Annotated in this window: 22 protein-coding genes and 1 pseudogene; 13 read left to right on the plus strand and 10 right to left on the minus strand. The window is 67.8% G+C overall.

The window, feature by feature from the left end; all coding sequences use genetic code 11:
- Positions 1 to 148 precede the first annotated feature (148 nt).
- Both mshD and EV580_RS11555 read right to left on the minus strand, forming a co-directional pair.
- Positions 149 to 1,081, minus strand: a complete 933-nt coding sequence (mshD, locus tag EV580_RS11550) for a mycothiol synthase (protein ID WP_133691322.1) — start codon at positions 1,079 to 1,081, stop codon at positions 149 to 151.
- Positions 1,078 to 1,887 carry a winged helix-turn-helix transcriptional regulator gene (locus EV580_RS11555; protein ID WP_133692197.1) on the minus strand — a complete coding sequence of 270 codons (810 nt, stop codon included), beginning with the start codon at positions 1,885 to 1,887 and terminating at the stop codon, positions 1,078 to 1,080. Before EV580_RS11555 ends, mshD begins: the two co-directional genes overlap by 4 nt.
- Positions 1,888 to 2,076: 189 nt before the next feature.
- Between EV580_RS11555 and lmeA the strand changes: the two genes are divergently transcribed.
- The 8 genes from lmeA to EV580_RS11595 all read left to right on the plus strand — a co-directional run bounded on the left by lmeA (position 2,077) and on the right by EV580_RS11595 (position 6,269).
- The gene (gene lmeA / locus EV580_RS11560) at positions 2,077 to 2,892 is read left to right on the plus strand and encodes a mannan chain length control protein LmeA (protein ID WP_133691323.1); all 816 of its coding nucleotides are present in this window, start codon (positions 2,077 to 2,079) and stop codon (positions 2,890 to 2,892) included.
- Positions 2,889 to 3,305, plus strand: coding sequence for a TlpA family protein disulfide reductase (locus EV580_RS11565; RefSeq protein ID WP_133691324.1), 417 nt, complete (start codon positions 2,889 to 2,891; stop codon positions 3,303 to 3,305). The genes lmeA and EV580_RS11565 overlap by 4 nt, the downstream gene beginning before the upstream one ends.
- Before the next feature lie 20 nt (positions 3,306 to 3,325).
- Positions 3,326 to 3,427 (plus strand): Ms5788A family Cys-rich leader peptide, encoded by a 102-nt coding sequence (locus EV580_RS34490; protein WP_353619844.1) that lies wholly within the window; start codon positions 3,326 to 3,328, stop codon positions 3,425 to 3,427.
- 90 nt (positions 3,428 to 3,517) lie between these two features.
- The gene (locus EV580_RS11570) at positions 3,518 to 3,985 is read left to right on the plus strand and encodes a DUF4395 domain-containing protein (protein WP_133691325.1); all 468 of its coding nucleotides are present in this window, start codon (positions 3,518 to 3,520) and stop codon (positions 3,983 to 3,985) included.
- A 34-nt stretch (positions 3,986 to 4,019) separates the two neighbouring features.
- On the plus strand, positions 4,020 to 4,853 hold the full coding sequence (locus EV580_RS11575; RefSeq protein WP_133691326.1) for a sulfurtransferase: 834 nt from the start codon (positions 4,020 to 4,022) through the stop codon (positions 4,851 to 4,853).
- A gap of 2 nt (positions 4,854 to 4,855) precedes the next feature.
- Positions 4,856 to 5,158 carry a DUF1416 domain-containing protein gene (locus EV580_RS11580; RefSeq protein ID WP_133691327.1) on the plus strand — a complete coding sequence of 101 codons (303 nt, stop codon included), beginning with the start codon at positions 4,856 to 4,858 and terminating at the stop codon, positions 5,156 to 5,158.
- A 155-nt stretch (positions 5,159 to 5,313) separates the two neighbouring features.
- Complete coding sequence (locus tag EV580_RS11590; RefSeq protein WP_133691329.1) at positions 5,314 to 5,961, plus strand: heme-binding beta-barrel domain-containing protein; 648 nt, start codon at positions 5,314 to 5,316, stop codon at positions 5,959 to 5,961.
- Positions 5,961 to 6,269, plus strand: coding sequence for a hypothetical protein (locus EV580_RS11595; protein WP_133691330.1), 309 nt, complete (start codon positions 5,961 to 5,963; stop codon positions 6,267 to 6,269). The genes EV580_RS11590 and EV580_RS11595 overlap by 1 nt, the downstream gene beginning before the upstream one ends.
- Here EV580_RS11595 and EV580_RS11600 read toward each other — a convergent pair.
- From EV580_RS11600 to EV580_RS11610, 3 genes are read right to left on the minus strand one after another with little or no spacing between them, the layout of a single operon-like run.
- Positions 6,266 to 7,003: an amino acid ABC transporter ATP-binding protein gene (locus EV580_RS11600; RefSeq protein WP_208114602.1), complete on the minus strand. Its 738-nt coding sequence runs from the start codon at positions 7,001 to 7,003 to the stop codon at positions 6,266 to 6,268. The genes EV580_RS11595 and EV580_RS11600 overlap by 4 nt on opposite strands.
- Positions 7,000 to 7,827 carry an amino acid ABC transporter permease gene (locus tag EV580_RS11605; protein ID WP_208114603.1) on the minus strand — a complete coding sequence of 276 codons (828 nt, stop codon included), beginning with the start codon at positions 7,825 to 7,827 and terminating at the stop codon, positions 7,000 to 7,002. Before EV580_RS11605 ends, EV580_RS11600 begins: the two co-directional genes overlap by 4 nt.
- The gene (locus tag EV580_RS11610; protein ID WP_286171546.1) at positions 7,824 to 8,738 is read right to left on the minus strand and encodes an ABC transporter substrate-binding protein; all 915 of its coding nucleotides are present in this window, start codon (positions 8,736 to 8,738) and stop codon (positions 7,824 to 7,826) included. Before EV580_RS11610 ends, EV580_RS11605 begins: the two co-directional genes overlap by 4 nt.
- An 80-nt stretch (positions 8,739 to 8,818) precedes the next feature.
- Between EV580_RS11610 and EV580_RS11615 the strand changes: the two genes are divergently transcribed.
- Positions 8,819 to 9,157: a hypothetical protein gene (locus EV580_RS11615; protein WP_166654672.1), complete on the plus strand. Its 339-nt coding sequence runs from the start codon at positions 8,819 to 8,821 to the stop codon at positions 9,155 to 9,157.
- Between the two features lie 261 nt (positions 9,158 to 9,418).
- Here EV580_RS11615 and EV580_RS11620 read toward each other — a convergent pair whose 3' ends face one another.
- Positions 9,419 to 10,294, minus strand: a complete 876-nt coding sequence (locus EV580_RS11620; RefSeq protein WP_133691333.1) for an aminodeoxychorismate lyase — start codon at positions 10,292 to 10,294, stop codon at positions 9,419 to 9,421.
- Between the two features lie 40 nt (positions 10,295 to 10,334).
- Between EV580_RS11620 and ygfZ the strand changes: the two genes are divergently transcribed.
- Together ygfZ and EV580_RS11630 are read left to right on the plus strand one after the other, a co-directional pair.
- Positions 10,335 to 11,423 carry a CAF17-like 4Fe-4S cluster assembly/insertion protein YgfZ gene (ygfZ, locus tag EV580_RS11625; protein WP_133691334.1) on the plus strand — a complete coding sequence of 363 codons (1,089 nt, stop codon included), beginning with the start codon at positions 10,335 to 10,337 and terminating at the stop codon, positions 11,421 to 11,423.
- Between the two features lie 137 nt (positions 11,424 to 11,560).
- Positions 11,561 to 11,752, plus strand: a complete 192-nt coding sequence (locus EV580_RS11630) for a DUF3073 domain-containing protein (protein ID WP_133691335.1) — start codon at positions 11,561 to 11,563, stop codon at positions 11,750 to 11,752.
- A 16-nt stretch (positions 11,753 to 11,768) separates the two neighbouring features.
- Here EV580_RS11630 and purM read toward each other — a convergent pair whose 3' ends face one another.
- Positions 11,769 to 12,839: a phosphoribosylformylglycinamidine cyclo-ligase gene (gene purM / locus EV580_RS11635; protein WP_133691336.1), complete on the minus strand. Its 1,071-nt coding sequence runs from the start codon at positions 12,837 to 12,839 to the stop codon at positions 11,769 to 11,771.
- A gap of 48 nt (positions 12,840 to 12,887) precedes the next feature.
- The gene (locus EV580_RS11640) at positions 12,888 to 13,505 is read right to left on the minus strand and encodes a DUF2461 domain-containing protein (protein ID WP_133691337.1); all 618 of its coding nucleotides are present in this window, start codon (positions 13,503 to 13,505) and stop codon (positions 12,888 to 12,890) included.
- Positions 13,506 to 13,543: 38 nt separating this feature from the next.
- On the opposite strand from EV580_RS11640, the gene EV580_RS11645 reads away from it, so the two are divergent.
- Together EV580_RS11645 and EV580_RS11650 are read left to right on the plus strand one after the other, a co-directional pair.
- Entirely contained in the window at positions 13,544 to 13,960 is a 417-nt protein-coding gene (locus EV580_RS11645; RefSeq protein WP_370581575.1) for a cupin domain-containing protein, read from the plus strand.
- An 18-nt stretch (positions 13,961 to 13,978) separates the two neighbouring features.
- Positions 13,979 to 14,956, plus strand: a pseudogene (locus EV580_RS11650) (NAD(P)H-binding protein); the annotation flags it as partial.
- 19 nt (positions 14,957 to 14,975) lie between these two features.
- Here EV580_RS11650 and purF read toward each other — a convergent pair.
- Both purF and EV580_RS11660 read right to left on the minus strand, forming a co-directional pair.
- Positions 14,976 to 16,508, minus strand: coding sequence for an amidophosphoribosyltransferase (purF, locus tag EV580_RS11655; RefSeq protein ID WP_133691340.1), 1,533 nt, complete (start codon positions 16,506 to 16,508; stop codon positions 14,976 to 14,978).
- A gap of 91 nt (positions 16,509 to 16,599) precedes the next feature.
- On the minus strand, positions 16,600 to 16,992 hold the full coding sequence (locus tag EV580_RS11660) for a sterol carrier family protein (RefSeq protein WP_133691341.1): 393 nt from the start codon (positions 16,990 to 16,992) through the stop codon (positions 16,600 to 16,602).
- Between the last annotated feature and the right edge of the window lie 48 nt (positions 16,993 to 17,040).

The raw sequence follows: 17,040 nt of genomic DNA on the forward strand, positions 1-17,040 counted from the left end.
TCCCACTTTCTCCAGTGTTGCCCTGTTCGCCCCGGTAGGAGCGCATGCACCACCCGGGAAGTTAGGCGTTCGTGGTGGACGGAACCCACCTGGAATATGAACGAGAGGTGAACAGGTTGGTGAACGGCGCATTGCGGGCGACCGCTAACTAGCTGTGACTCCCACCGGCATCAATATTCGCTGACGACGGTGGCCGGTACGCGGTGTCGACGCTGGAGACAGCAAAGCCCAGTCGCTCATAGGTTTTCACCGCTGCGGTGTTGTCGGCCTCGACGTAGAGCATGACTTCGCGCTCGTCATGGGAGGCGAGCCGCCGGGCGAGATGGTGCAGGCCGACCAGGGTCAGTGTGCGGCCAAGGCCGCGGCCCTGCGCGGCGGGATCCACCCCGACCACATAGACCTCGCCGAGCCCGGGTTCGTCGGCGTGCACCTTGGTCCAGTGGAATCCGAGGAGTGCGCCGGTCTGGTCGTCGACAGCAAGGAACAGCCCCTCGGGGTCGAACCAGGATTCGCCGCGCCGCTCGTCGAGTTGGGATTGCTCCCAGCCGCCCTGCTCGGGATGCCAGGAGAAGGCGGCGTTGTTGACCCGCAGCAGCTCGGCGTCGTCGGTCGGGCCCTGATATGTGCGCAGCGTAATACCCTCGGGTTCAACGAGATCGGGCACATCGTGCAATGAGCGGCGCATCTGCATGAGCTCCCGCACCACCGTCAGCCCGAGCGCGTCGGCGACCGCTTGTGCGGCGGGCAGCGTGCCGTGCGCCCAGAACCGCACCGCACCGTCGGTGGCCTCAGCGGCCGCGCGCAGCAGCGCCGTCCCGATCCCGCGGCGGCGGGCGCGCGGTTCCACGACGAGTTCGCCCATCCCGTCGGCGTCGTCGCGGCCCGGCGTCAGATTGAGATAGCCGACCACGGCGTCGCCATCGACGGCGATCAGATGCCGGGTCCGGGCGTGTGGCAGCTCGCGCAGCACCTGCTCACCCACCGGGGCAACACCGTCGGACCGGGTGGCGGTCTCGATCAGGGCACGCACCTGCTCCTGTTCGACCGGGGTCAGGGCGGTGCGCCAGAGCGGCGCCGTCACTGACTGCGAAGCGGGTGGGACATCGAGCCCGACCGCACGGTGTTGCGCTCCGACTCGGCGATCACGTCCTCGCCGTCGTCGAAACCGTCTTCGTCGTCATCCTCGGCGAATTCCGGCTCGGCCGCGGGTGGGCGGCCGCGGGCCGGGCGGACCGCCTTGTAGCCCACGTTGCGGACCGTCCCGATGAGGGATTCGTATTCCGGACCGAGCTTGGCGCGCAGCCGCCGCACGTGCACGTCGACCGTGCGAGTGCCGCCGAAGAAGTCGTAGCCCCACACCTCCTGCAGCAACTGGGCGCGGGTGAACACCCGGCCGGCATGCTGCGCGAGATATTTCAGGAGCTCGAACTCCTTGTAGGTCAGGTCGAGGGGCCGCCCACGCAGCCGCGCGGTGTAGGTGCCCTCATCGATGACGAGCTCGCCGAGGCTGACCTTGCCCGCACTCTCCTGGGTGGCCATGCCGCCGCGGCGGCCGACGAGCAGGCGCAGCCGGGCATCGATCTCGGCCGGGCCGGTGCTGGGCAGCAGGATCTCGTCAAGACCCCAGTCCATATTGACGGCGACCAGGCCGCCCTCGTTGACGACGGCCACCACCGGGACCGAGGTACCGGTGGTTCCGAGCAGCCGGCACAGGCCGCGCGCGGCGGCCAGGTCAGTGCGCGCATCGACGATCGCCACGTCCGCGGTGCCCGCTTCCAGCAGCGACGACACCTCGGTTGGCGCCGACCGCACGGTATGCGCCAGAAGCGCCAGCGACGGCAACACCGATTCCGGGTGCGGGTCGACTGTGAGAAGTAGCAGGTCCAACCGACTCTCCAATGCCCTGGATGCTCATCGTCGACAGCGCCGTCACGTTGACCCACCAGACTCATGGGCGACATATGGCCGTTACCCGACCATGGGTCACATAACTTTAACCCGCTACCTGCTATTTAGCCGATTTGGCGGATTCGGCCGCCAACCCCAGCGGTGCGGGGCGGTGGTGGCGCGCGCGCCGTGGGCCAGAATGTGCAGGTGCGAAAGCTGCTGATCACCCTGGGAGCCGCGGTGCTCGCCGTGCTGGTCGGGGCGGTCGGCGCCGATTTCGGAGCGACGATCTACGCCGAATACCGGCTGGCACGCACGGTCCGGACCGCCGCGAACCTCTCGTTCGATCCGTCGGTGGCCATCCTGGGCTTTCCCTTCATCCGGCAGGCCATGCAGCACCATTTCCACGAGATCGAGATCAAGGCGAACGGCGTTGACCACCCCGTGGTTGGCAGGGCTTCGCTGGAGGCGACTCTGCACGACATCGACCTCACCCAGTCATCGTGGCTGATCAGGCCGGATGCGAATCTGCCCGTCGGGAAGCTGGAAAGCCGCATCATCATCGACTCCGGCCATCTCGGGCGGTTCATGGGAATGAAGGACCTGATGGTGGAAGCGCCGTCGAAGGAGACCAACGACGCGACCGGCGGCACTACGGAGTCGGGAATCTCCGGCAACAAGGGCCTGGTGTTCACCGGAACGCCCACGAAGGCCGACTTCGACAAGCCGGTGAGCGTCGCGGTCGACCTGTCGACCGCCGGCGAGGACCAGACGACGCTGGTGTTCACCGCGACCGATGTGCAGACCGGCCCGGGCACGGCCGACCAGGCGGTCCCCGAGGACAAGAAGGCCGCCGTGCTGGCGGCGTTCAGCGGCAGCCTGCCTGGTCAGAAGCTGCCGTTCGGGGTGCGCCCCACCACCGAGGGCGCCCGCGGATCGGACATCATCATCGAAGGCATCACCGAGGGAGTAACTGTGCGCCTCGACGGGTTCACACAGTCATGACCCCCACCGTCACCGCGATCGTCGCGATCGTCGCCGCGCTCGGCGTGGCCGGGGTCGCCGGCGTGCTGCACAACCGGCGCTCGGGCGTCGTACGCGAAGCCGAAGCGGTCGACGTCGACGTCAGCGACCTGGGCCTTTCCCGTACTGGGCCGACGATCGTCCATTTCAGCGCAGTGTGGTGCGGACCCTGCGCGGGGGTTCGCCGGGTGGTCAACGAGGTCTGCACCAAGATGAGTGACGTCGCTCACGTCGAGATCGACATGGACGCCAATCCGGCTGCCGCACGCAAGCTTTCGGTCATGTCGTTGCCGACGACGTTCATCTTCGACGCACAGGGCCGGCAGCGATACCGGACGGCAGGGGTTCCCAAGGCCGCTGACCTGCGCTCGGCCCTCGAACCTCTGTTGGCCTGAGACCCCTGTTATTGGGTAGCATGTCTGGCGTGTCGGCCCGCCTCGAGCTCTCGCTCACCAAGCGTCGCGCAGTTGATCTGTGCCGCGTCGCGGGTTGTTGCTGTTGTTGCTGTAGCTGCTGAGTAGCCGCGCCTCTAGTTTCGCGCCGCCACTCTGGAGCGGCCGTTTGCGGCTCGTCTCCGTCCAGCCCGATGAGCAACAGGAGTAGATAGATGTCGACCAGCACCACCACCGCACCCGCACAGGTAGACGTGCGCGGGCCCCGCTTCGCGGCCTGGATCACCACCGCTGTCCTGATCGTCGCACTGGCCATCTCGGGGTTCAGCACGGTCGCCGCCGCGATCCTGCTGGCCCTGCAGGCCGTCGTCTTCGCGATCGGTGCGCTGCGCGGACCCCGTCAGCATCCGTACGGACTGATCTTCGCCAATCTGGTGGCGCCCCGGCTTAGCCCCGTCTCCGAACGGGAACCGGTACCGCCATTGAAGTTCGCACAGTTGGTGGGGCTGGTGTTCGCCGTCGTCGGCGTCGCCGGCTTCGCGTTCGGTGCACCGCTGCTCGGCGTCATCGCCACCGGCTTCGCCCTGTTCGCCGCTTTCCTCAACGCAGCCTTCGGCATCTGCCTGGGCTGCCAGCTCTACCCACTCGTAACCCGGCTGCGACCCGCTCCGGCCGCACCCTGAGACTTCAAAGACTGCAACCGAAAGGAACCACTTCATGGCACGCTCCGACGTCCTGGTCTCCACTGACTGGGCCGAGAGCAATCTCGACGCGCCGAACACCGTCTTCGTCGAGGTCGACGAGGACACCAGCGCCTACGACGACGGCCACATCGCCGGCGCGGTGCGGTTGGACTGGAAGACTGAGCTCCAAGACCCGGTCAAGCGTGATTTCGTCGACCAGCAACAGTTTTCGAAGCTGTTGTCCGACAAGGGAATCAGCAACGACGACACCGTGATCCTGTACGGCGGCAACAACAACTGGTTCGCCGCCTATGCCTACTGGTACTTCAAGCTGTACGGCCACGAGAACGTCAAGCTGCTCGACGGTGGCCGCAAGAGGTGGGAACTCGACGGACGCCCCCTGGTCACAGAGGTGCCGGCTCGGCCGTCGACGTCGTACTCGGCCGCCGCCCCGGACACCAGCATTCGCGCGTTCCGCGACGAGGTGATCGCCGCGATCGGCACCAAGAACCTGGTGGACGTCCGCTCCCCCGATGAGTTCTCCGGCAAGATCCTCGCGCCCGCGCACCTGCCGCAGGAGCAGAGCCAGCGCGCTGGGCATATCCCCACCGCGATCAGCGTTCCGTGGAGCAAGGCTGCCAATGAGGACGGCACCTTCAAGTCCGACGAGGACTTGGCCAAGCTCTACGCGGCGGCCGGTTTGGACGGCGAGAAGGAGACCATCGCCTACTGCCGCATCGGCGAGCGCTCGTCGCACACCTGGTTTGTGCTGCAGGAACTGTTGGGGCACAAGAACGTCAAGAACTACGACGGTAGTTGGACCGAATACGGCTCCCTGGTGGGGGCCCCGATCGAGTTGGGAAGTTGATCATGTGCTCTGCACCTAAACAAGGACAGACCCTGCCTGCCGGTGTCGACCTCGAGAAGGAAACCGTGATCACCGGTCGCGTCGTGGACGACTCGGGTCAGACGGTGGCTGGTGCGTTCGTGCGCCTGCTGGACTCCAGCGACGAGTTCACCGCCGAGGTGGTTGCCTCGGCGACCGGCGATTTCCGGTTCTTCGCCGCGCCGGGTACCTGGACCGTGCGTGCACTGTCCAAGGTCGGCAACGGCGATGTCACCGTGGCGCCGTCGGGAGCCGGCATCCACGAGGTCGACATCAAGGTCGCTTGATCGCTTGATCGAGGGTGGCTCGGGCGGTGCGTCCGCCCGAGCCCCGGATAGACTGACAGCGTGGTTCTTTTCTTCGAGATCCTCCTGGTCGCAACGGTCGTACTGATCACCTGGTTCGCGTTGTACGCGCTCTACCGACTGATCACCGACGAGTCGTGAGTCCCGAGGACATCTCCGGTAGCGGTGATCGCGCCGTAGCCGCGGCGGCCGAGCGAGCCAAGGAGACGGCCGGCCGAAACATCCCCGTTTTCGATGACCTGCCGTTGCCCGCCGACACCGCCAATCTGCGCTTGGGCGCCAATCTGCACGACGCACTGCTGGCCTTGCTGCCGCTGGTCGGCGTCTGGCGCGGCGAGGGCGAGGGCCGCGGCCCGCACGGCGATTACCGCTTCGGACAGCAGATCGTCGTCTCGCACGACGGTGGTGACTATCTGAACTGGGACGCCCGATCCTGGCGCCTCGACGAGGGCGGCGATTACCACTCCCCTGGCCTGCGAGAGACCGGCTTCTGGCGGTTCGTCACCGACCCTGCCGACGCCGGCGAATCCCAGGCCATCGAGCTGCTGCTGGCGCACTCCGCCGGTTACGTCGAGCTGTTCTACGGCCAGCCCCTCACGCAGTCGTCATGGGAGTTGGTGACCGACGCGCTGGCGCGCAGCAAGTCGGGCGTGCTGGTCGGCGGCGCCAAGCGGCTGTACGGGATCGTCGAGGGCGGTGATCTGGCCTACGTCGAGGAACGTGTCGACGCCGACGGCGGCCTGGTTCCCCATCTGTCCGCACGCCTGACGCGATACGTCGGCTGATGCGCCGCCTGGCCATCGGGGTCGCCACGGCGGCCACCGCGATCCTCGCCGGCTGCACACCGACGCCGACCCCGTCCCAGCCCACCGTGATCAGTCCCGCGCCGAGCACCACCGGTCTGGCCACGACCACCAGCACCACGAGTCCGGCGTCTGCCGAGCATGGATCCCTGGCGCAATGCCTGCACCAGCACGGCGTGCCCGATTCGGCCGGTGCCGCCGTGCTGGGTCCGCCCGCGGGGGTCGACCCCGGGGTGTGGGATCAGGCGCGGAAAGCCTGCTCGACACTGGAGCCCGGCCCGGCCGGCTAGGCTCCCGTGACCCGGCGCAGGAACTGCTGGGTCCGTTCCTGCTGTGGATCGGTCAAAACCTGTTCCGCAGAACCTGATTCGATGATCCGGCCGCCGTCGAGGAAGCACACCGTGTCGGCGACCTGACGGGCAAAGCCCATCTCGTGGGTGGCCATCACGATCGTGCTCCCGGCCGCGGCTAGCTCACCCACCAGCTCGAGCACCTCGCCCACGAGCTCAGGATCCAGCGCGCTGGTGATCTCGTCGAGCAGCAGCAGCCGAGGGCCATAGGCCAGTGCCCGCGCGATCGCCACCCGCTGCTGCTGGCCGCCGGACAGCTTGTCGGGATAGGCATCGGCCTTGTCGGCCAAGCCAACTCGGGCCAGCAGTTCGCGACCGCGCTCGTCGGCATCGAGCCGGTCGCGGCGGTGCACCACCCGCGGGGCCAGCGTGATGTTGGCCAGCACGCTCATGTGCGGGAACAGGTTGAACGACTGGAACACCATCCCCATCGCCCGCCGGGCGGAATCGGCATCGATGCGCGGATCGCTGATATCGCGGCCATCGAGGAAGATCTGCCCGTCGTCGATGTCCTCGAGCAGATCGATACAGCGCAGCAGCGTCGACTTACCCGAACCGGACGCGCCGATGAGCACCACCACCTGATGTTCGGCGACGTCGAGGTCGACGCCACCGAGAACCGTTCGCTCGCCGTAGTTTTTGACCAGACCGCGGACCGAGAGGACCGCGCTCACAACGCGCCCTGGCGGATTGCCGCTCGCCGCGTCGCCCAGTCGGCCAGCCGTGCCGACGGCACGGCCAACGCCACGAACAGCAGACCGGCCACCACGTAGGGCGTGAAATTGTAGCTGCTCGCCACCTGGATCTGGGCCGCCCGCACCGCGTCGACGGCACCCAGAACCGAAATGAGGCCGCAATCCTTTTGCAGCGCAACGAAATCGTTGAGCAACGCCGGGGTGACGCGCCGAGCCGCCTGAGGCAGCACGACCAGGCGCATGGTCCGCCGATAATTCAGCCCAAGGGATTTGGCCGCGGCCAGCTGGGACGGGTGCACCGACTCGATCCCGGCGCGGAACACCTCGGCGACGTACGCCGAATAGATCAGCACCAGCGCCAGCCCGCCCAGCAGCACCGGGTTGTTCGGGATACCGGACAACCGCAGACCGGGCAGGCCGAAACCGACGAGGTACAGGCAGATGATCAGCGGCAGGCCTCGAAAGAAATCCACGTAGCCGGTGGCCAGGGTGCGCACCGGAAACCAGACCGGGCCGCGCAGGGTGCGCACCGCGGCCAGCGTCAACCCGAACAGCAGGATCAGCACCTGGCACACGACCAGGACCCGCACGTTCAGCCACAGCCCGTCGAGCACGGCGGGCAGGCTGTGCCATCCCACCCGCAGATTGAAGAACGAGTCCCGCACCCGGGGCCAGCCCGGTGACGACGTCGTGGCCACCACCGCGACCGCCGCGAAGACCAGCGTCGACACCAGCGCGACGAACGTGGACCGCCGAGCCCTGGACCGCCGGTAGGCGAGGCGCTCGGCGGCCAGCGCCGTCACGTGAGTACCGGCGCGTTGCCGGCTTCCGCCAGCCACTGCTGCTGCAACTTCGCCAGGGTGCCGTCGGACCGCAGGGCGTCGACCGCACCCGACACGCACGGCGTCAGCGAGCTGCCCTTGTCGAGGACGATGCCGAACTGTTCGGGTTTCGTTGTGCCGGAAGGCAATTGCCCTACGATGACACCGTCGGTCAGCTCGCTCTGCACCTGGAAGGCCGTCGGCAGGTCGAGCACCAACGCATCGATCTGGCCGCTGGTCAGTGCCGCTTTGGCGTCGTCGTTGTTGTTGTAGACGTTGACCGGCACCGTGGAGCCGACGGCCTTGGCGGCGTCGTAACTGGTGGTGCCCACCTGCGCGCCGAGCCGCAGACCACGCAGGCCCGCCACGGTGGTTACCTTCGCGGCCGGGGACGACTTGATGGTCACGACAGCCTGCGTGACGTCGTAGTACGGCGAGGAGAAATCGACGGCCTGCTTACGCTCGTCGGTGATCGAGAACTCGTTGAGGTTGGCGTCGAACGTCTTCGGCCCCGGTGCGATGGCCGCGTTGAACGGAACCCGCACCCACGCAACGTTCTTGGTGTCGTAACCGAGCTTGTCGGCGACCGCATACGCCACCGCCGACTCGAAACCCTTGCCGTTGGCCGGATTGTCGTCCACGAACCACGGCGGGTAGGCCGGCTGATCGGTGCCGAAGGTCAGCACTCCGGATTTCAAGGTCGGCAGCGCACCCTTCTCGCACGTGCCACCACCGGTCGCCGTCGTCTCTTTCGACGGGGCGCACCCCACCAATGTCAGCAGCACCGCAGCGGAAGCGGCGACCGCGATCAACCCATTGCGCATGCGCGGCATCATCGCGCACAGTCGCACCGCCGCGCCAGCAATCCGCTCAAGGCGGTTCGGGGTGCTCACAGCCATCCCACAGCTCGGTGCTAATCCGCACCTACGGCGCCTACATACGGTCGGGTTTCACTTTCGAGAAGGAGATGAGAATGGTTTTGCGACCGCTGCATGCCGGGGCGATGACCGCCCTCGGTGTTGCGCTGATCGGGACGGTAGTGGCCTGCTCGCCATCGAGCGTGGCCGCACCGGGCAATCCAGGGGGACCCAATGATCCTTTCGCCCAATGCATGACCGAGAACGGCGTGCCCGCACCACCTCAGGGTCAGCCCCCGCAGGGTGGCCCCGGTGGCCCCGGTGGGCCGGGCGGCCATGGCGGACAGCCACCTCAGGGTCAGCCCCCGGCGCCGCCGGGTGTCGATCAATCGGTGTGGGACAAGGGCCTACAGGCGTGCGCGTCGCTGGCGCCCGCGCCGCCGCCGCAGCACTGACCAAGCCGCACAAGAAGTCCGCAGAAATGGGGCGGCCCCCGAGCCGTTTTTCCTGGTTGGACAAACCAGGAGCTCGGGGGCCGGGTAGCTGCCGGGAATTCGCCAGCGCGCGCAGGGCGCAGGTGAATCCTGGCACCTGGTGCTGCTAGCTGGCAGCCACCTCACATGTCCAAGAAGCTATCAATTTTCCGGACCACCTCCTTCCCTGTGTACGGCCGACCGTACTCGCGCTCACGCGGGTCTGCCAACAGGTTTTCGCGATCAGCGATCGCTGACGATGGCCGCGTCGACCAGGGCGGTGACCTCGGCGGCCAGCCGGTTGTGCGGTAGGGCGCGGCCGTCGAGGGTGTGCACCCGCGCCCCGAGGGTGATACTCGATACCAGCCAAACACCTTGGGCATCAAGCAAATCCGACGGCCGCAGGGCGCGGTAATCGCAGTCGTAGCCCTTGTCACGAGCGACCTGGAACAGTGCCTGCTGGGTGGTGCCGCGCAGGATCGGATACCAGGGCGGCGGTGTGAGAAAGCAGGTGCCGCCGGAGCCGTCGTCGGTGGCGACCACGACCGTGGAACGCGGTCCTTCGAGTAGAAACCCGTCGGAGCTGACGAAGATGACGTCGCCGGCGCCCTTGTCGGCGGCGTGCCGCAATGCGGCCATGTTCACCGCATACGACAACGTCTTGGCCCCTGCCACCAGCCAGGGCATGGCATCCACCCCGCTGGCGGGCAGCCCGCGATCCAGCACCACCGCGGCGATGCCGTCGCGGCGGGTGACGGCAACCCGCTCCGGGAGCGGATTCACCGTCAGGAAGGCGGTCGGGGCCGAACCACCCTCGCGCCCGCGGCTGTAGACGAGCCGCAGGGCCGCCTCATCGGCCGACTTCCACTGCTCGACCGCGATGGCGATGGCTCTCCGCCATGCGTCCAGGTCCGGCGCGGGCAGGTCCATCATCCTGGCGGACTGGACCAGTCGATACAGGTGCGCTTCCACCAGGCAGGCGCGGCCGTCGCGCACCAGCAGCGTCTCGAAGATGCCGTCACCGCGCACGGCCGCCAAGTCATCGGCGAACAACAGCGGCTGGCCCGGATCACGCACCTCGCCGTCGAGCGTGACGAGCACCGATAACTGGCCGGACATGAGGCATGAGCGTACTGGCAGCCCGCCGTAGAGTTGATGTGTGTCAGCCGTCCCCGCCCCTGACAGTTCCCCCGACGCCGGTGCGATCTGGCACCACGGCGATCCGTTCGGCGAGCAGCGCTCCGCTGCCCATGACGCCGTCGTGGTGGACCGGTCCAACCGTGCCGTCCTCGCCCTCACCGGAGCCGACCGGCGCACCTGGCTGCACTCGATCTCGACCCAACACGTCAGCGAGCAGCCCGACGGCACGTCCACCGAGAACCTCAGCCTCGACGGGCAGGGCCGCGTCGAGGATCACTGGGTGCAGACCGAGCTGGATGGGGTCACCTATCTCGACACCGAGGGCTCCCGTGGCGAGCCGCTGTTGGCCTACCTGACCAAGATGGTGTTCTGGTCGGACGTGGCACCGAAACTGACCGACCTCGCCGTGCTCTCGCTGCTCGGCCCGCGCCTGGCCGAGCCCGCCGTGCTGGCGGCGCTGGGCCTCACCGAACTCCCCGCAGAGTCGATCGCAGTACCGATTGACGGCGGCTTCGTGCGCCGAAACCCGGCCGAACCCGGCCAGATCGAGCTCGACCTGCTGGTTCCGCGCGACAGTGCCGCCGACTGGCTGGCCCGGCTGGAGGCCGCCGGGGTGCGTCGCGCCGGTGTCTGGGCTTATGAGGCGCATCGGGTCGCCGCGCAGCGGCCCCGACTGGGCGTGGACACCGACGAGCGGACCATCCCGCACGAGGCGGGCTGGATCGGTGCGCCCGGGCAAGGGGCTGTGCACCTCGACAAGGGCTGCTATCGCGGCCAGGAAACCGTGGCACGCGTCCACAACCTGGGAAAGCCGCCCCGGATGCTGGTCCTGGTGCACCTCGACGGATCCGGGGAGCGGCCCGCCACCGGCGACCCGCTGCTCGCAGGCGGGCGTGTCGTCGGCCGCCTCGGCACCGTCGTCGATCACGTCGATCTCGGCCCGATCGCGCTGGCTCTGGTGAAGCGTGGCATCCCGGCCGATACCGCGCTGACCACGGGCGGCGAGCATCAGGTGGCCGCGGAGATCGACCCGGACTCGCTGCCACCGACCGACGCGGTGGGCGCCGGGCGGCTCGCGGTGGAGCGCCTTCGCCGCGGCGCAGTGTGACGTTCACCCTCGGCCGAACGGGCCTGCCAGCACATCGCAGTGCGGCACGGTAAGGTGTTGGCAGGACAATAACGAACACACAGATCGGAGCCGCCTGCATCCCGGGCCGCTCCGTTATTGCGCGAGGGGGTTCCCCCATGGGCCGCGGCCGGGCAAAGGCAAAGCAGACCAAGGTTGCTCGGGAGCTGAAATACAGCTCCCCACAGACCGATTTCAGCAGGCTCCAACAGGAGCTGTCGGGGTCGGAGTCTGAGTCGAGAGAGCCTGACACCGTCGACAACGGGTTCGACGAGGACCCGTGGGCCGACGAGGGCAGCTGGCGGCGCTGAGCGCCGCTTCCCCTTCTTAGAAGCGCGGATGCAGCCCGACGAGCTTGGCTCGTGGGCCGTCCTTCCCCTTGGTGACAGTGCCCAACGTCCAGCAGTTCAGGTGGCGCGCAGTCAGAATCGCCAATGCGCGGTCGGTGTCCTCCGGCGCGACGACGGCGACCATGCCGACACCCATGTTGAACGTCTTCTCCATCTCAACGCGGTCGATCCGGCCGCGTTGCTGGATCATTGCGAATACCGGTGCGGGAGTCCAGGTTCCACGGTCCAGTTCGGCGACCAACCCGTGCGGGACGACGCGCTCCAGATTGCCGGCCAGCCCACCCCCGGTGACATGGCAGAAGGTGCGGACCTGCGTCTCGGCGGCCAGCGCCAGGCAGTCCTTGGCGTAGATGCGGGTGGGTTCGAGCAGTTCCTCGCCGAGCGTGCGGCCGAACTCCTCGACGTGGCCGGCGAGGTTCATCCGGTCGATCTCGAGCAGAACCTTGCGGGCCAGCGAATAGCCGTTGGAGTGCAGCCCCGACGACCCCATCGCGATGATCACGTCACCGGGGCGGACCCGCTCGGGTCCCAGCACGTCGTCGGCCTCGACGACACCCACACCGGTCGCGGAGATGTCGTAGTGGTCGGGCTCCATCAGGCCGGGGTGTTCTGCGGTCTCCCCGCCCAGCAACGCGCAACCGGCTGCCACGCAGCCCTCGGCGATACCGGCGACGATCGCCGCGACCCGCTCCGGGACGGTGCGCCCGACGGCGATGTAGTCCTGCAGGAACAGCGGCTCGGCCCCGCACACCACGAGGTCGTCGACAACCATCGCCACCAGGTCGAGTCCGACCGTGTCGTGCTTGTCCATCGCCTGCGCCACGGCCAGCTTGGTCCCGACACCGTCGGTCGACGCAGCCAGCAGCGGCTCCCGATACCCGCCACGCAGGGCGAACAGCCCGGCGAAGCCGCCAAGCCCGCCACGCACCTCGGGCCTGGTGGCCCGCTTCGCCAGCGGCTTGAACAGCTCGACCGCGCGGTCACCGGCCTCGATGTCCACTCCGGCCGATGCGTAGGAGATGTGGTTGTCTTCCTCGCGATCCGTCATCGCGCATAAGGCTACCGGTCCCCGACCGTCACCGACACGGGCCATAGTTCAGCCGACGTTGCGGGCCAGCCATGCGCGCAACGGCGCTCCGGCCCGCAGCGTGGTGACCACCCGGTCCTTGGCCTTCGCGGTGCCCAGCCAGGCGCCCACGGGAAAGGTCTTCATCATCGCGATGCCCTTGTGGCGGAGCAGCTCGACGCGGGGATGGTCCTTCGGATATCCGCGCGGCGCGGTCTTGAGCACGTCGTGGGCCATCGTGTCGTAACCGCCGTCGTGCAGCGCGGCGACGATCCCGGCGAGCTCGGGACCCGACTTCTTGTGGTCGACGGCCTCGCGGTAGCGGGCCAGCGCGGCCGCGTCCGGCATGTACAGGCCGCTGCCCACCGAGAGTCCGTCGGCAGAGAACGACACGTATCCCGAGCCGATCATCGCCGCGCAGTTGGTCTTGTAGGGCAACTTGTCGGCGCTGAACCGCACATCGCGGTAGGGCCGAAACAGCTTGCCCGCGCCGAACTCCTCGGCCAGCTCGGCCAGCAGTTCCTCCATCGGCGCCTTCACCTTGCGGTCGTAGACCGCGCGGTGCTCGGTCCAGTACACCTTGGAGTTGTCGGCCTCCAGGCCCTCATAGAACTCGACGGCCTCGATCGGCCAGCCGCGAAACGCCATACGAACATTGTGTGACACAGTGTCCGTCCATGACACGGATGTGGGCGGCTGCGGCGATCGCGACAGGTCTGACGGTGCTGGCACCCGGGTCGGCGGCGGCCACGCCGGCCTCCGGCGTCGAGGGCATCGTCATGTCGCAGGCGACCCTCAACGGTAAGGACTACATCTCGCGGGAGATCACGATCGCCCCGGGCGGGACCACGGGCTGGCACTACCACCCCGGGCAGGTCTTCGGCGTGATCAAGCAGGGCACCTTGACCCACTACGAGAGTGACTGCTCGGTCGACGGCGTCTACAACCCGGGCGACGCCATCACCGAACGCAGTGGGAGCGGCTACGTCCATGAGGGCCGCAACGAGGGAGCCACCCCGTTGGTGATGTGGGTGCTCTACATCGACCCTGCCGGCAGCCCGCTGGCAGTTGACATGCCCAATCCGGGTTGCCCGTTCGAATAAAGGGGCAATCCCTGCCGTATGCAGCCAACTCGATGCCTGGTCACCGGCGCCACCGGATACATCGGCGGCCGTCTGGTACCGCGACTGCTGGACGACGGTTTCGCCGTGCGCGCGCTGGCGCGCACACCCGACAAGGTCTCGGACGTGCCGTGGCGGGACAGGATCGAAGTCGCCCGCGGCGATCTGTCCGACGCCTCCTCACTTGCTGAGGCCTTCGCCGGCGTCGACGTCGTCTACTACCTCGTGCACTCAATGGGCTCGTCGGACAACTTCTCCGACGAGGAACGGCGCGCCGCACAGAACGTCGTCGACGCGGCTCGCCGAACCGGGGTCCGCCGCATTGTGTACCTCAGCGGTCTGCATCCCGAAGGTGCCGATCTATCAACACATCTCGCATCGCGCACTGCGGTCGGCGAGATCCTGATCGGCTCGGGTATCGAGACGATCGTGCTGCAGGCCGGCGTGGTGGTGGGCGCGGGCTCGGCGTCCTTCGAGATGGTCCGTCACCTCACCAATCGGCTGCCGGTGATGACGACACCGAAGTGGGTGCACAACACGATCCAGCCGATCGCGATCGATGACGTCCTGCACTACCTCGCTGCGGCCGCCACCGCCGCGGTGCCGACGTCACGCGCCTGGGATGTCGGCGGACCCGACGTCCTGGAGTACGGCGACATGATGCAGATCTATGCCGAGGTGGCCGGTCTGGCGCGACGGCGCATCCTCGTGCTGCCGGTGCTGACCCCACGGCTCGCGTCGCTGTGGGTGGGTCTGGTCACGCCCATTCCGTCCGGGTTGGCCCGGCCGCTGGTCGAGTCCCTGCACTGTGATGCCGTGATGGACAACCACGATGTCGACACCATCATCGAGCGGCCCGCCGCGGGGCTGACCCCGTACCGAGACGCGGTGAAGGCGGCGTTGACTCGCGTTGAGTACCAGCCCGACTGGGAAGCCGGGACCGCCGCCCAATGGCCGAGCGATCCGGATTGGGCCGGGCCGCGGCACCGGCGGCCGGCTAAGGCCGGCTGAGCGCCGAGACGTTGGCGTTGTCGGACTGCACCGGCTGAATCGGAAGGCCGGTGCGTGCGGCGGTGGCCAGCATGTGCTCGACGACGTTCTTGCCGAGTGCGGTCTCGCCCGGCAGCTCGATCGGATAGTTGCCGTCGAAGCAGGCGCAGCACAGCCGCGTCGGCGGCTGTTCGGTGGCCGCGATCATGCCTTGCTGGGAGATGTAGCCCAAGGTGTCGGCGCCGATCGCGTGCCGCACGGCTTCCAGCATCTCGCCCTGGTCTTCCACGGCGTTGGCGATGAGCTCGGCGGGAGTGGCGAAGTCGATGCCGTAGAAGCACGGCCATTTCACCGGCGGTGAGGCGATGCGTACGTGTACCTCGAGGGCACCGGCTTCGCGCAGCATCCGGATCAGGGCCCGCTGGGTGTTGCCGCGCACGATCGAGTCGTCGACCACGATCAGCCGCTTGCCGCGGATCACCTCTTTGAGCGGATTGAGCTTGAGGCGAATACCCAGCTGCCGGATCGTCTGCGACGGCTGGATGAATGTGCGCCCGACATAGGCGTTCTTCATCAGCCCCTGGCCGAACGGGATGCCGGATTCCTGGGCATAGCCGACTGCGGCCGGTGTTCCGGATTCCGGAACACCGATGACCAGGTCTGCCTCGACCGGCTTTTCCCGGGCCAGTCGGCGGCCGATGTCGACGCGGGTCGCGTGCACCGAGCGGCCGACCAGCGTGCTGTCCGGTCGGGCCAGGTAGACGTACTCGAAGATGCAGCCCTTGGGGGTCGGGTTGGCGAACCGGGTGGAGCGAACCCCGTCGGCGTCGATGGCCAGCAGCTCACCGGGTTCGATGTCCCGGACGAAGGACGCGCCGACGATGTCGAGCGCGGCGGTCTCGGAGGCCACCACCCAGCCGCGATCCAGCCGGCCCAACGACAGTGGCCGCACCCCGTACGGGTCGCGGGCGGCGTAGAGCGTGGTCTCGTCCATGAACGTCAGGCAGAACGCGCCGCGCACCGTCGGCAGCAGCTCGAGCGCGGCCTGCTCCAGGCTGGAGTCCGCCGCGCCGTGCGCCAGCAGGGCCCCGAGGATGTCGGAGTCGGTGGTCGCCGCGCCCGGCATGTGCGGGTTGATCAATCCGGCCTCGCGCGCGCGGGTCGTCAGTTCGGCGGTGTTGACCAGATTTCCGTTGTGGCCCAACGCGACTCCGGTGCCCGCCGCGGTGTTGCGGAAAACCGGCTGGGCGTTCTCCCAGGTGGTGGAGCCGGTGGTCGAGTAGCGGCAGTGCCCGATGGCGACGTGGCCTTCCATCGCGGCCAGCGTCTGCTCGTCGAATACCTGGCTGACCAGACCGAGATCCTTGAAGACCAGCACCTGCGACCCGTCGGCGACGGCGATACCGGCTGCCTCCTGGCCTCTGTGTTGCAAGGCATAGAGGCCGTAATAAGTGAGTTTGGCTACATCTTCACCCGGAGCCCAGACTCCGAAGACGCCGCATTCCTCAGCAGGTGGGTTTTCCAGTTCTTCGGTCACGATATGGGCTGCTCCCTGGCGCAGGTCGGTGACTGTAAGTCAGTTTACGGGCATCGGCAGGAAACGCGGAATTGAACGCCGAGTGTCGGCCCGTTTACTCGCCGAGCGAAACCAACGGAAGCCATGCCCCGACCTCGCCGGCCCGCGCTCCGGACAGCCGAAGCGCACCCTGATCGGCGGCCTCGTCAACGCCGAGCAGGCCTGTCACCAGGCGAAGCCAGGTCCGCGGATCGGTTTCGACCACGTTGGGCGGGGTGCCCCGGGTGTGCCGGGGCCCGGAGATGCATTGCACCGCAACAAAAGGTGGGACGCGGACCTCGACGCTGGCGCCTGGTGCCACTGTGGCCAGAGTGCGGGCTGTGAGCCGCACCGCGGCCGCGAGCTCCGCCCGCTCGGGCGTGGGTGCGCTCTCGTCGCGTAGCCAGGGCGCGACAGCGTGCACCGCGGCGACGGTCGCTTCGGGGTCGGCGTTGCCGCGGGCTGGCATGGGGTCGAGTATTTCAACCTGCCTTGACGTCAACCAAACTTGAGGTCC

It is taken from the genome of Mycobacterium sp. BK086 (genome assembly GCA_004362315.1).
Classification (GTDB): Bacteria; Actinomycetota; Actinomycetes; order Mycobacteriales; family Mycobacteriaceae; genus Mycobacterium.